The sequence below is a fragment of the Neobacillus niacini genome (assembly GCF_031456445.1).
Taxonomy (GTDB): Bacteria; Bacillota; Bacilli; order Bacillales; family Cytobacillaceae; genus Neobacillus; species Neobacillus niacini_I.
Map to the genome: position 1 here is coordinate 21,927 of NZ_JAVDUQ010000046.1, position 12,993 is coordinate 34,919.

Genomic DNA, 12,993 nt, shown 5'->3' on the forward strand with positions numbered 1-12,993 from the left:
CATATTGGAGGTTTGAAAAAATGTTGAAGTTGAAAATGTTTATAAATGGTGAATGGATGGATTCATTAAGAGGAGATAAGAGTCATAGTGTGAATCCTGCAAACGGTAAAATCATAGCCGAGGCTCCAAAGGGAAGTCGAGAAGAAGCCCAAATGGCGATTAATGCAGCACGAACAGCTTTTGACTCCGGAATTTGGTCAGACTTACCGGCATCTGAACGTGCATCCTACTTATTTAAAATAGCGGATAAGATTGAAGAAAAGACAGCCGAGCTTAGCAAACTAGAAACAGAGAATACGGGAAAACCCCTTAAAGAATCAGAGTTTGATATTGCTGATACCGTGAATTGCTTTCGATACTATGCTGGGTTAGTGACAAAGCCAAATGGTCAAACGTATTCTGTTGCCGATCCTGTACAAGCCATGGTGATTCGGGAACCTGTCGGAGTATGCGGACTTATCGCTCCATGGAATTTCCCATTGTTGACGGGAGCATGGAAAATAGCCCCTGCACTTGCTGCGGGAAATACACTTGTATTTAAACCAGCTGAAATCACTCCGGTCACCACTTACAAATTATTTGAGATCATGGAAGAAGTGGGGATACCAGCTGGTGTTGCAAATCTAGTTTTAGGAGGTGGTTCAACGGTAGGAAATGAAATAGCGGAAAGCCAAAAGGTGGATCTGATTTCTTTTACAGGTAGTACAGCAACGGGCAGAAGCATCATGAATTCAGCAACAGGAAATATTAAAAACATATCACTCGAACTAGGCGGCAAGTCGCCAAATATTGTTTTCGCTGACGCCGATTTTGAGACAGCCATCGATTATGCTTTGAATGGGATTTTTACCAATGCCGGCCAAGTATGTAATGCGGGATCCCGTTTACTGTTAGAAGAGAGCATTCATGATAAATTTATTGCTAGATTGGTAGAAAGAGCGAAAAAGATTCAGGTTGGCCCTGGGGATGATTCGTCTACAGAAATGGGTCCGCTTGTAAGTGAAGACCATATGAAGAAGATCCTTGAATATATTCAAATTGGCTTAGAAGAAGGGGCAACCTTAGCTTGCGGCGGCAACCGTATCACAAGCAACGGGTTTGAAAATGGTTATTTCTTTGAGCCAACAATATTTGTTGACACCAAACCTGACATGAGAATTGTTCAGGAAGAGATTTTTGGACCAGTTCTTGTCGTTCAAAAGTTTAAAGATGAGGCGGAAGCAATCCAGCTGGCAAATGATACTTCATACGGGCTTGCAGCAGGTGTTTTTTCACAAGATGGAGCCAAAGCTTTGAGGGTTATTAAAAAAGTAAGAGCCGGAATTACTTATGTTAATGCTTATAACCTCGCCTATAATGAAGCACCGTGGGGAGGTTACAAGCAGAGCGGGATTGGCCGCGGGTTAGGAACCTTTGGATTGGATACGTTTTCTGAGGTAAAACAAATCAATATTAATTTAGATGTTAAGCCAACTGAATGGTTTAGCAATTAATTAAAAATATAAATATTAAATTCAAAATATTCAATAAATAAAGGAGGAATTCATTATGTTATGGGATTTTCATTTTAATCTGCCTACTTCTATAGAGTTTGGGAATGGGAAAGTAAAGAATATTGGGAAAAGGGCTAAAGATTTAGGTGGAAATAAAGCGCTTATTATTACCGATAAAGGACTTGCACAAACAGGAATTTTGGAAAAAATCACACAGTCATTAGATCAAGAAGGTGTCAATTATATTGTTTATGACGAAATATCACCTAATCCAAAAGATGTAGATTGCGAGAGTGCTTATCAACAGTTTAAAAACGAGAACATCGATCTTTTAATTGGTCTCGGCGGCGGAAGTTCAATGGATACAGCCAAAGCGATTGGGACACTTTTTACACATGGAGGAGAGCTAAGAGAACGTTACGGTGTAAATTTACTAGAATGGGAAATCCCACCACTAATTTGTATCCCGACAACTTCAGGTACCGGTAGTGAAGTGACAAGAGGTTCTGTCATTACGGATACCGTGACGAAACAGAAGGAGGCGATACTAGATTTGAAAATCGCTCCTAAACTGGCACTTGTCGATCCTGAATTGACGTTAACATTGCCTAAATCAATTACAGCAGCTACAGGAATGGATGCACTTACACATGCAATCGAAGCTTATACTTGCAAAGTTGCTCAACCACTTTCAGATGCTTTGGGACTATATGCCATTGAATTAATAGCAAAGTATCTTCCATTAGCAGTAGAAAATGGTCATGATTTAGAGGCTAGGAAAAATATGCTTTTGGGCAGTTTAGTTGCCGGTATCGCCTTTGATAACACGGATCTTGGGGCTGTACATGCGATGGCCGAACCACTTGGAGGACTCTATGATACTCCGCATGGAGTGGCAAATTCTATTTTTCTTCCACATGTATTTGAATTTAATATTCCTTCAAATCCAGAAAAGCACGCCATGGTAGCCATCAAGCTTGGGGCAAATCCTGAAGGAAAAACAATGGAAGAAACCGCGTACGAAGGTGTTGTGCTGTTAAAAGAGCTGGCAAATAAAATCGGCATACCTAGCTTCCGAGATTTAGGAAATGTAAATCCCGAAGACTTCTCTTTCCTAGCGGAAGGAGCCTTTAAACATTTGTGTACACAGGCGAATTCAAGAGATTTGACAAAAGAGGACTATCTGAACTTATTTCAAAAGACGTATGAGGTGAAAACCACAACTTTAATTGAAAATTAATTGTGTAAAAAGTATAGAAGTAAAATTTAAAATCCTCGGTTAAGCAATGGCTCACCGGCAGAAAACCTTGCATAAGGAAAAAGCGAGGATGAAAATTTAGAAGGAGGCAGCATGAATGTCTAATCGTGATGAAAAGCAGTTTTTAAATTTACCTTTTACAGGCATTTGTACTTTTGGAAAATACCCAATTTGTGTGAACCTTGATCAGCTTGACGCAGATGTGGCGGTCATCGGGGTGCCAAATGACATGGGTACACAATGGAAATCAGGCGCAAGAATGGGCCCCAGAGGAATCCGCGAAGGTTCTACATTATATAGTTTCGGTCTGGATGGTGCTTATGATATTGAAAACGATATTACGTACCTTGGCCCTGAATGGAAAGTCGTCGACTGCGGTGATGTAGACATGGTACACGGAGATATTATGCAGTGCCATGAGAATACAGAAGAAGCAATCCGAAAAATTATTTCCAAAGGTGCTATGCCGGTTGTATTAGGCGGCGATCATTCTATTACAGCAGCTGTCGGAAAAGGACTAGAAGACATAGGTCCGTTTCATGTGATTCAAATTGATGCCCATTTAGACTGGGCGGATCATCGCTCGGGAATGCGGTATGGTCATGGAAATTGCATTCGTCGCTTATCTGAGCTGGATTATGTTCAGAAAATATTTCAGTTTGGAATTCGCGGGATCAGCAGCAGCAAAAAAGAAGACGTCGATGCAGCAAGAGCGTATGGCAGCGTGATCCTATCACCTCGTCAGATGAGAAAGATGGGACTTAAGGAATTGCTGGAGCTCATTCCTGCGGGTGAAAAATATTATGTAACGATTGATATTGACGGAATGGATCCGTCCATTGCGCCTGGAACAGGTACACCTTCTCCAGGCGGCCTCCTCTACGATGAGGTTAATGAATTGCTTGAAGGAATTTCCAAAAGAGGAGAAGTCATCGGTTTTGATTTAGTAGAAGTTGCCCCGCCATATGATCCAACGGGCATGACCGGACAAGTAGCAGCCCGTATTGTCCTAGACTTACTCAGCTATGTATTAAAGGAAAAAGAGAAAAAGGGGAATAAAAAATACGGAAAAAATAAAGAAGAAATGCTTTTTTAAAAGATAATACTTATTGTAAATAAGGGTTCTAATAAAGTGCCCAATTGGGTCTTGTTGTTGGAATGAATGTCTATTGTTAAATAATTTTAGAAATAAATTAGAAATAAAAAAGACAAAAAAAGATATATATTTAGATGAAAACAATAAAAAAATGTTATTTTGTCTGAATTTATATCTAATATGGTAATGATTAGGAATCAATTAGACGTTAAAATTAGATATAAATAAAGAGAGGGGCAACCCTTTCTTTATTTATTTGAAGAGAAATTAACGAAGCCTTTTTTTGTTGGATCACGAGAGGAAGCTCTTACTTTTATACCGAAGTAACACATTTCTCTTTAAAATTACAGCTATGACATTTTTTTGATGTGTTCATTTCAAAATGTTCTTTATCAAGCGGCTTATTTTTCACAGGATCCTCAAGGTATTTCAACATATAATAGATACTGTCATTCATTAAGGCTTGAGCGGACTCGATTTCAAACTCGGTTAATTTATATTCCTGGTGTTTGCCTGATAGCAAATATTCATTGCGAAGGATGATGTCCTCAATCGGGATATGGTGTTCTTTTGATAAAAAAAGAGCGTAAAAGGCTAGCTGTTTGCGGTCATCTTCCAACTCTTTCCCCGTTTTCCAGTCGACGACAATCCATTTTTCCTGGCTCACGTCCTTGTATACAAAGTCCAGTACAACAAATACATCGACACCATTGACCTCAAATGTTTGAAAATCCTCTGAATGCAAGACATGCATCTCTAGTTTTGTCAGAATATCTTGGTAGGTCTTGCTTGTGAAAAAGTTCTTTACGCACGTTCCGAGCTTCGTTTTTGTAGTAGCGATGGCATCCTTGCTAAGCCCGTTTCCATAATAGATTTCATGAAGCATTTGGTATTGCTTCGGCTTATTGAGCCAAACCTGTCGATGCTTGGTGGAATCAAGGTAAGCCTTATTGAGACTTCGAGTGATCAAAGTAACCATCTCATCTTCAGTAAATAGGCTTTTGCCATTAAGGAAATTCTTGAGCTGCCAGTCAATTGCTTTGTGGATTAAATCTCCCAAAAGGATCGGGATGTTTTTAATATTTTTAAGCCGGTAAGCGGCTTTGTTTTCATCGGGTGCTTCATATAACCAGCCATTATGAGATTCATAGTATTGATGATAATATTTTCGTACACATTCCAGGAATGTTTTATGTCTGGAATTGGACCACGAAAATTCAGGGAAGTCCCGGTGGACGTACATGGAAGTTCTCCTCCTTTAAAGTGACGGTAACCAACACAATGTAGATATTGTCAGGGTAAATTACTACTAATACTGCCCGCCAGATTGCAAAATCTAAATAGTATCTTTCAAAGCCCGGATGAAGGACATTTTCCGTGTTCAAGGTCGAAAAAATATCCTTCAAAGCCCGGATGAAGAACATTTTCCGTATTAAAACGGAAGGTTATCATCGGTGATTGGCCCAATTGACTTCTTTTCTTCCACATTTTCTTCACCTGTACAAATCTCACCACATTTTTCACAGCTAGTATATGTGCCATACAAATGATAGCCCACATATCCATGGGTGATTTCTTGGATATCCCAGATCGTTTCCCATGGGATTTCAAACCTGTGATTACATTTAGAACAGTGAATTTCTACGCTTCCGAAGTCTTCTTTTTGTTTGCGTTTTGATATCTTTTTGTTTTTTCCCATTTTATATTAACCTCAAAAAAATCTAATAATAACATAGATATTATTCTGCGAAGTTTTTTATAAAAATTCGATTATAACCAAAAAAACGGAAATTACACTTTATTCTTTCACGATAAAGTTTAAATATCTCACTTTTAAAAAAGGGTTTACTATATATAACAAAGAAAATGTTAAATAATAGTATCATAAATGGAGAAAACAAGGAGTATCATCATGCTCAAACAAGGAATCTACGAAGAAATTATCACACAAAAACTAAAGAATGATCTTAACGAGCTAGATATTAGCACCTATGATATAGGCAAAGAATCCATCGATGTTGAAGAGGCCAGAAAACTATTATCCTCTTACATATCCTTAGTAACAAGGAAGGCCCTAAAGTTTGTCCGTGACAATGAAAGTAATGATCAACAAGCATTAGTTAATCAAATTAAGACCTGTAATGAAATTATCACAACATTAAGTGACCGGCTTGATGAGGAGGAATTCCGACAGCTTAGAATAGAGGAGGAGGGAGAGGTTCTTACGTCCATCTATTCTCGAATCAATTCAATTCGCAGCATCCAAAAGGGAGAGATTGTCCGGCCGGTCACCCCGCTTTCTCAAAGTTCACTCTTCACAGGTTCAAATTATGAACCTAATATGCTAGGTGAGTTAAAAAAGGAAATCCTTACGGCTGACAAAATTGATATGCTTGTGTCCTTTATTAAATGGAGTGGGCTGCGTTGTATTATAGAGGACCTACGAACTTTTACCGAAAATCCAAACAACAAGCTTAGGGTGATTACAACCTCTTATATGGAGGCGACGGATTATAAGGCGATAAAGGAACTTAGCCAACTGCCTAATACAGAAATCAAGATTTCCTACGATGTGGAGCGGACCCGACTTCATGCAAAAGCCTATCTTTTTAAAAGAGAAACAGGTTTTAGTACTGCTTATATCGGTTCCTCGAATCTCTCAAATCCAGCTTTAACCTCTGGTTTAGAGTGGAATATTAAGGTTACTGAAAAGGATTCATTTGATATTGTAAAAAAATTTGAAGCTACATTTGAAAGCTATTGGAATGACAATGAGTTTAGAATGTTCAGACCAGAAAGTGAGAATGATCAGGAGCTTTTAAAGAATGCATTATCAAAAAGTAAAAACCATAATGAGAATGAGCATCGTTTCATATTCGATATCCAACCTTATTTCTATCAAAAAGAAATACTTGAAAAGATACAAGTAGAACGTGAAGTGTTTGGTCGAATGAAGAATCTTCTTGTTGCTGCAACGGGTGTGGGTAAGACTGTTATTTCTGCGTTTGACTATAAACGATTTAAGAACAAAAATAGGTCTGCCAAATTGTTGTTTGTGGCGCATCGTGAGGAAATCTTAAAACAGAGTCTTGAAACCTTCCGAGTGATATTGAAGGATCCAAACTTTGGCGATATGTTGGTCGGCACCCATCAACCAGAGTCACTGGATCATTTATTCGTAAGTATCCAAAGCTTTAATAGTAAAAAACTATATGATGTCACAACCAGTGATTATTATGATTTTATCATCGTGGATGAATTTCATCACGCTGCAGCTGATTCCTATCAGAGGCTGTTAAGCCATTATCAACCGAGTATTCTCCTTGGACTGACTGCAACACCTGAGCGGATGGACGGAAAGGATATATTAACTTATTTTGATGATACAATTTCTGCTGAAATGCGTTTAACGGAAGCCATTAATAGAAAGCTACTGAGTCCGTTTCAGTATTTTTGTGTCAGTGATACAGTTGATTTGTCCAAATTGAAGTGGGGCCGCAAAGGGTATGAAATTAGAGAATTGGAGAATGTCTATACTTCAAATGATCACCGAAGCGCTCAAATTGTAAAAAGTTTATATAAGTATGTTACCGATATTGACCAGGTCAAGGGGCTAGGGTTTTGCGTCTCTATTGAACATGCAAAGTATATGGCGGATTTCTTTAATAAGGCAGGTATTCCTTCTGTGGCACTTTATGGGAATGTCGATGGAAAGACGAGAAGAGAAGCCCAGCACAAGCTTGTTCACGATGAAATTAAATTTATTTTTGTGGTCGATCTTTATAATGAAGGGATCGACATCCCAGAGGCAAATACAATTTTATTTCTACGTCCAACAGAAAGTTTGACAGTGTTCCTGCAACAGTTGGGAAGGGGACTGCGCTTAGCTGAAGGAAAAGAATGCTTGACAGTGCTGGATTATGTTGGGCAAGCTCATAAAAACTATAATTTTGAAGAAAAGTTTCGGGCTTTGATTGGAAAGACGAAGCATTCGGTCCAACACTACGTCGAAAATGGGTTCTTTCATTTGCCAAAAGGCTGTTTTGTTCAATTAGAAAAGCAGGCGAAGGATTATATTTTAAGAAACATTAAATCTAGTGCCAATACTCGTGGGAATTTGGTTGCCAAGATGAAATATTTTGAGGAAGACACGGGTATGCCGCTAACACTGGCGAGCTTTTTAAAGCATTATCATCTTTCGATTTACGATTTTTATGGAAAAATTGGCGACCGTAGTTTTAGTCGGATGACGGTAGAAGCGGGTGTCGCATTAAATTTTGAGTTTGCAGATGAAAAAGTGTTAACGAAACGGTTGCCGAATTTGTTTCATATAAACTCAAGAAAGTTACTGCAATTTTTGGTGAACTATATTGATGAACGAACCGTTCATAATGAGGAAGAGCAATTGATGTTGGCCATCTTCTATTATTCATTTTATAATTCTCATCCGGCCAATGAGGGCCTTGCTACCCTTGAGGAAGGGGTAACAAGGATATTGGCACAGCCAGAGTTTCGTGATGAGATAAAGAAAATCTTAGAGTTCCTTTATCAGTCTTTAGAAACAATGGAATTTGAGAATGACTTTGATTTTTATTGTCCATTAGGTGTTCATTGTAGTTACAACACCTCGCAGATTCTGGCCGCCCTTGGGTATTACAATGAAAGTAGTAGCCCAGCTTTTCGTGAAGGAGTAAAACACTTTGAAAGTAAGAAGCTTGATATCTTTTTCATTACGTTAAATAAGTCAGAGAAAGATTTTTCACCATCCACTTTGTATGACGATTATGCGATTAATGAGCATCTTTTTCATTGGCAAACGCAAAGTCGAGTTGCGGAAGGAAGTAAAATAGCCGAACGCTATATTAACCATAAAAAGAATAATCATAAAATAGCACTGTTTGTCAGAGAGTATAAGAAGGAAAATGGCTATACAGCACCATTCGTGTTCCTTGGGACTGCTGATCATGTCAGCCATTCAGGCAGTAAGCCAATGAATTTTGTTTGGCGTTTGAAGGAAGAAATGCCTTCATATCTAGTACCTAGAGCGAATAAAAATATTTTATAACAAGTTTGAACCCCATTTTGTTGGGGGTTTCTTTTTTGTATTTGTAGTCAATGGTACGAGAAGAACAAGAAATATTTTATAAAGTGGGTTAAGGATTTAAAGCTCTAAAGGAGAAGTTAGTTAAAAAAGATTAGAAAGGATTAGGGTATACTAATCAATCGTTTGGTTAAAAGCGGCTAGTCCAATAGGATAAAGCTTTTGCCCGAAGTAGCATATACTAATTAAACGTTTAGTTAAAGCTCATCTGACATGAAAAATAGTCTTCGATGATAAGAAGACTATTTTTCATGGATCAATTGCTGAACGGCGGGAATATCAGCAGGTGCCCATTTCAGTGAGTCTAAATTTTCCTTATTTAGCCAAATGAGTTTAGAGTGTTCTCTTGGTCGAGGGGAGCCCTCCACGACTTTACATTTAATCGATAGTAAATTTATGATAAATGTTTCATATTCATGGGTGGTGTCATTAAAAACTTCTGTTGCTGTTTCAATCCTGCAATCCAATTCCTCGTCAATTTCCCTTTTTAATGCGGAATAAATATCTTCGTTATTCTCCACTTTCCCGCCTGGAAACTCCCACATATTGGGGTTGGACATTTTGGGAGATCGGAGAGCACATAAGAACTCACCCTGTTCATTTTCGATTATGGCTGCAACTACTTTAACTAGTTTTTTCATACTAGCCCTCCCAAATCATTTTTCAGTTATTATGATACCATTCTTAAATAGGAAGAGCGAAAGGCTAATGAGCAACTGCAACAAGCCAATTTGAGTAGATGGATGGACCATTCTGTCTTTTAAGGTAAAAAATGAATCTATCCTAAGCTCAATATGAACTGTCCATCGTTTGTAAATGAGCAATAGAGGAGTTCAGTTTGATACTAGCAATACCAGAGATTACCTCATAGATTACTACAGAGAAAAATACACTGCTGTTCTCAAAAATTTTTAAGATGTTAATGCAAACAACAGCAAAGCTTTGATGAAAGAGCTTTTTCAAAAAAATCTTTTTTGACCCTGCCCATTCTTAGCATTTTTCTTTATTTAGAGTGTGAAGGGGGAAGTATACCGATTATGATTGGTGTAGGAGTTTATTGAGGAGGAAGTTATGGTTACTGTTGTACTAGAGCCAGTTGTAAAAGAAAAAAGAATTTTATATCTTGATTATCTTCTTTTAGCTGATGAGAGTGAGGAGGTAGTGAAGGAATACATATATCATGGTGAGATGTTCACAATTTGCCAGGAAGGGATTTGTATTGGTGTTGCATTATTTATTTTCCTAGCAAATCAAATAGTCGAACTTAAGAATATTGCAATCGTTGAAGAATTCCGAGGAAACGGGATGGGTAAACAAGTCGTTATGGAGGCTTTTAAAATATACCAATCAAAGGGAATGGAGAAAATGTTAGTCGGAACCGCCAATTCCTAGGATAAAATTACCAAGATATTGTAAAAGTAATGGCATTTTCTATTCTTAACAAAGTAAAATAAACTTGTAGGACTAATTTTTAATAAGGGGGCTGATTCATATGATTATCGTAACAACCGAGAATATTGCGAATCATAAAATTACAGAAGTGGTTGGTCCGGTATTTGGATTAACGGTAAGAGCGAGAGGAATTGGTAAGGATATCGTCGCTTCTCTTAAAGGGCTCGTGGGTGGAGAAATTAATCAGTATACGGAGATGTTGGAAGATGCCAGAAAACAAGCAATCGACCGCATGGTGAAAAATGCGCAGGCGATGGGGGGAAACGCTATTATTATGATGCGCTTTGATTCTGGAGAAATTGGTCAGAATATGAGTGAAATCGTTGCGTATGGAACAGCAGTTATTGCGGAAAAGGAATAGACGATGAAATGGATTTTGGGCTTTTACGGTATCGAACTCGTCATTCTTATAATTTTAATCATCGGCTCCTGGTTTATCTGGGACCGCCGCTTTAAAACGAAGCATGGACAAAAAGTACCTAAAGGATTCGTCCGGACAAATGAAGTCTCGATTGATCCAACCACAAATAGAAGATTAGTTGTTTACTTTAACCCAGAAACCGGCGAGCGATTTTATAAGGAAGAATGAGGTAAGGGACGGTATCAACTTATAAAAATAAAAAGGTATCCCCATAAAAACACATGGAGATACCTTCTGTATTTTTTCCATAAACATTTACCTTAATTTATACATACCGATTGCGTCCTGACAACATTCCAAAAATCATTTGAATGATAGAAACAATAATAAGAGTGATTAATGGAATGGTCCACATATGGGTCTGGTCATATAAAAACCCAATAAATAATGGACCGATTGCAGCCAAAATATAACCAGTTGATTGTGCCATCCCCGATAAATCAGCTGCTTGGGCGGCACTCCGGGCACGAAGACCGATATAGCTGAGGGCTAATGGGAAGCTTCCTCCCAAGGCAATTCCAATTAAAATAATACTGATGATTAAAATCGGATAGGATGAGCCTAATAGTAATCCGCTGAAGCCGATTAAAGCACAAAAGCTTAAACCGAAGGAAATCCCAATTTGTGACCGAAACCGTCCTGCCATAACTGGGATAAAAAAACTGGCAGGTAATCCAACGATTTGGGTAAAAGACAACAGCCAGCCTGCGGTTGCCACACTTATGCCATGACTTTGCAGGATTTCTGGAAGCCAGGAAATCGTTACATAGAATAAGAAGGATTGGAATCCCATAAAGATGGCGATTTGCCAGGCCAGTTTTGAACGCCAGATTTGATTTGAACTTGGAGTTACTTTTTTTACGGCATTCTGACTTCCTTGATTAAATCGGACAAGAAAGCTCCAAACCAAGATGGCAACAACGGCCGGAATCCCCCATACAATTAAGGCTCCCTGCCATCCGAGGTTTAGCCCTGTTGCTAATGGAACACTTACTCCGGATGCTAACGATGCAACGAACCCCATCGAGGTGGAGTATACACTTGTCATCAGACCGAATTTTTCCGGGAATTTATCCTTTGCAACAGCTGGCAAAAGCACATTTCCAATCGCTATTCCCATCCCGGCCAAAAGGGTTCCAGCAAAGAGAAAAAACGTCATAGGAATTACTCGAATACAAATCCCGATTAAAAGGGAAATCAAACCAATGAGCAGAGTCTTTTCGTTTGAAATCCGATTGGCTAATTTCGGAACAATCGGTGACATGACGGCAAAAACGACTAACGGCAAACTCATTAACAGGCCGGCACTCCAATGGGCGAGTCCGACATCTTTTTGAATCATTGCAATTAATGGTCCAACAGAGGTAATCGCCGGACGCAAATTAAAGGCAACAAGGATAATCCCGGTAACGAGGAAAAAAAGATAAGACGATTTCGTCTGGATTCTTGATTCTGTTAATTCCATTTATTTACTCCTTTTCGAAAAATACACTTTCTAAAGTATATCATAATGAAAAGGTAAATGGCGGTCATTACCAGTTGCTCTCCACTATGGTATTTGAAGGATTAAGGCAATAGGAGCACGAACAATAACATATGGAGGGGATTGTGGGAACTGCTCGTACAATCTAAAGAAGTCCTTCGTTTATGGGATAATGGAAGAATTATAAGCGTCCCTGAACTATTGAACAGCTACATCATCAGCAAGAAAAGAAAGATTTTATTAGTACCGGTGAAGTGATTGGAGAGGTCTTAGGCAAGCTCGATGAGTTAGTGAGTGATGCTTTTTTGGAGTATTGAATTAGGAATTTAATTTATAATGGGACATTGGAGTTAAAAGGGATTCCCAAATCAATGAGGCACTACCAGGTGGAATTGCGAGATTTAATTTTAAAATTGTAATCAGGCGAAAATCTAGGAAGAGCATCTTAATAAGCCCGATAGGCGACAAAATTGGGTTGAAACAAGTTCAAAGTGTCGCCAATAAGCCCGATAGGCGACAAAATCGAGTCGAAACGAGTATAGAGTGTCGCCAATAAGCCCGATAGGCGACAAAATCGAGTCGAAACGAGTACAGAGTGTCGCCAATAAGCCCGATAGGCGACAAAATCGAGTCGAAACGAGTATAGAGTGTCGCCAATAAGCCCGATAGGCGACAAAATCGAGTCGAAA

The 12,993-nt window shown here is 38.7% G+C and carries 11 protein-coding genes; 7 read left to right on the forward strand and 4 right to left on the reverse strand.

What is annotated here, in order from left to right; genetic code table 11:
• Positions 1-20 precede the first annotated feature (20 nt).
• The 3 genes from J2Y67_RS25145 (at position 21) to speB (ending at position 3,847) form a co-directional block, all read left to right on the forward strand.
• Complete coding sequence (locus J2Y67_RS25145; RefSeq protein ID WP_310178489.1) at positions 21-1,493, forward strand: aldehyde dehydrogenase family protein; 1,473 nt, start codon at positions 21-23, stop codon at positions 1,491-1,493.
• A gap of 55 nt (positions 1,494-1,548) precedes the next feature.
• Positions 1,549-2,733 carry an iron-containing alcohol dehydrogenase gene (locus J2Y67_RS25150; RefSeq protein WP_310178494.1) on the forward strand — a complete coding sequence of 395 codons (1,185 nt, stop codon included), beginning with the start codon at positions 1,549-1,551 and terminating at the stop codon, positions 2,731-2,733.
• A 115-nt stretch (positions 2,734-2,848) separates the two neighbouring features.
• Positions 2,849-3,847 carry an agmatinase gene (speB, locus tag J2Y67_RS25155; RefSeq protein ID WP_310178497.1) on the forward strand — a complete coding sequence of 333 codons (999 nt, stop codon included), beginning with the start codon at positions 2,849-2,851 and terminating at the stop codon, positions 3,845-3,847.
• Between the two features lie 313 nt (positions 3,848-4,160).
• On the opposite strand, the gene J2Y67_RS25160 is transcribed toward speB, so the two are convergent.
• Together J2Y67_RS25160 and J2Y67_RS25165 are read right to left on the reverse strand one after the other, a co-directional pair.
• Positions 4,161-5,090, reverse strand: coding sequence for a PD-(D/E)XK nuclease family protein (locus tag J2Y67_RS25160; protein WP_310178499.1), 930 nt, complete (start codon positions 5,088-5,090; stop codon positions 4,161-4,163).
• Between the two features lie 189 nt (positions 5,091-5,279).
• Entirely contained in the window at positions 5,280-5,546 is a 267-nt protein-coding gene (locus tag J2Y67_RS25165; RefSeq protein ID WP_310178501.1) for a hypothetical protein, read from the reverse strand.
• A 213-nt stretch (positions 5,547-5,759) separates the two neighbouring features.
• Here J2Y67_RS25165 and J2Y67_RS25170 point away from each other — a divergent pair, with 213 nt between their 5' ends.
• Positions 5,760-8,912: a DEAD/DEAH box helicase gene (locus J2Y67_RS25170; RefSeq protein ID WP_310178503.1), complete on the forward strand. Its 3,153-nt coding sequence runs from the start codon at positions 5,760-5,762 to the stop codon at positions 8,910-8,912.
• A 278-nt stretch (positions 8,913-9,190) separates the two neighbouring features.
• On the opposite strand, the gene J2Y67_RS25175 is transcribed toward J2Y67_RS25170, so the two are convergent.
• Complete coding sequence (locus J2Y67_RS25175; RefSeq protein WP_310178505.1) at positions 9,191-9,589, reverse strand: (deoxy)nucleoside triphosphate pyrophosphohydrolase; 399 nt, start codon at positions 9,587-9,589, stop codon at positions 9,191-9,193.
• 430 nt (positions 9,590-10,019) lie between these two features.
• On the opposite strand from J2Y67_RS25175, the gene J2Y67_RS25180 reads away from it, so the two are divergent.
• The 3 genes from J2Y67_RS25180 (at position 10,020) to J2Y67_RS25190 (ending at position 10,989) form a co-directional block, all read left to right on the forward strand.
• Positions 10,020-10,340 carry a GNAT family N-acetyltransferase gene (locus J2Y67_RS25180; RefSeq protein WP_310178507.1) on the forward strand — a complete coding sequence of 107 codons (321 nt, stop codon included), beginning with the start codon at positions 10,020-10,022 and terminating at the stop codon, positions 10,338-10,340.
• A 100-nt stretch (positions 10,341-10,440) separates the two neighbouring features.
• Entirely contained in the window at positions 10,441-10,761 is a 321-nt protein-coding gene (locus J2Y67_RS25185; RefSeq protein WP_310178509.1) for a YbjQ family protein, read from the forward strand.
• Between the two features lie 3 nt (positions 10,762-10,764).
• Positions 10,765-10,989: a hypothetical protein gene (locus J2Y67_RS25190; RefSeq protein ID WP_310178511.1), complete on the forward strand. Its 225-nt coding sequence runs from the start codon at positions 10,765-10,767 to the stop codon at positions 10,987-10,989.
• 97 nt (positions 10,990-11,086) lie between these two features.
• On the opposite strand, the gene J2Y67_RS25195 is transcribed toward J2Y67_RS25190, so the two are convergent.
• On the reverse strand, positions 11,087-12,286 hold the full coding sequence (locus tag J2Y67_RS25195) for a CynX/NimT family MFS transporter (protein ID WP_310178513.1): 1,200 nt from the start codon (positions 12,284-12,286) through the stop codon (positions 11,087-11,089).
• Between the last annotated feature and the right edge of the window lie 707 nt (positions 12,287-12,993).

What these genes read in the sequence shown, in the direction of transcription:
- J2Y67_RS25145 (WP_310178489.1), top strand. Translation starts at nt 21, where the DNA reads ATGTTGAAGTTGAAAATGTTTATAAATGGTGAATGGATGGATTCATTA.
- J2Y67_RS25150 (WP_310178494.1), top strand. Translation starts at nt 1,549, where the DNA reads ATGTTATGGGATTTTCATTTTAATCTGCCTACTTCTATAGAGTTTGGG.
- speB (WP_310178497.1), top strand. Translation starts at nt 2,849, where the DNA reads ATGTCTAATCGTGATGAAAAGCAGTTTTTAAATTTACCTTTTACAGGC.
- J2Y67_RS25160 (WP_310178499.1), bottom strand. Translation starts at nt 5,090, where the DNA reads ATGTACGTCCACCGGGACTTCCCTGAATTTTCGTGGTCCAATTCCAGA.
- J2Y67_RS25165 (WP_310178501.1), bottom strand. Translation starts at nt 5,546, where the DNA reads ATGGGAAAAAACAAAAAGATATCAAAACGCAAACAAAAAGAAGACTTC.
- J2Y67_RS25170 (WP_310178503.1), top strand. Translation starts at nt 5,760, where the DNA reads ATGCTCAAACAAGGAATCTACGAAGAAATTATCACACAAAAACTAAAG.
- J2Y67_RS25175 (WP_310178505.1), bottom strand. Translation starts at nt 9,589, where the DNA reads ATGAAAAAACTAGTTAAAGTAGTTGCAGCCATAATCGAAAATGAACAG.
- J2Y67_RS25180 (WP_310178507.1), top strand. Translation starts at nt 10,020, where the DNA reads ATGGTTACTGTTGTACTAGAGCCAGTTGTAAAAGAAAAAAGAATTTTA.
- J2Y67_RS25185 (WP_310178509.1), top strand. Translation starts at nt 10,441, where the DNA reads ATGATTATCGTAACAACCGAGAATATTGCGAATCATAAAATTACAGAA.
- J2Y67_RS25190 (WP_310178511.1), top strand. Translation starts at nt 10,765, where the DNA reads ATGAAATGGATTTTGGGCTTTTACGGTATCGAACTCGTCATTCTTATA.
- J2Y67_RS25195 (WP_310178513.1), bottom strand. Translation starts at nt 12,286, where the DNA reads ATGGAATTAACAGAATCAAGAATCCAGACGAAATCGTCTTATCTTTTT.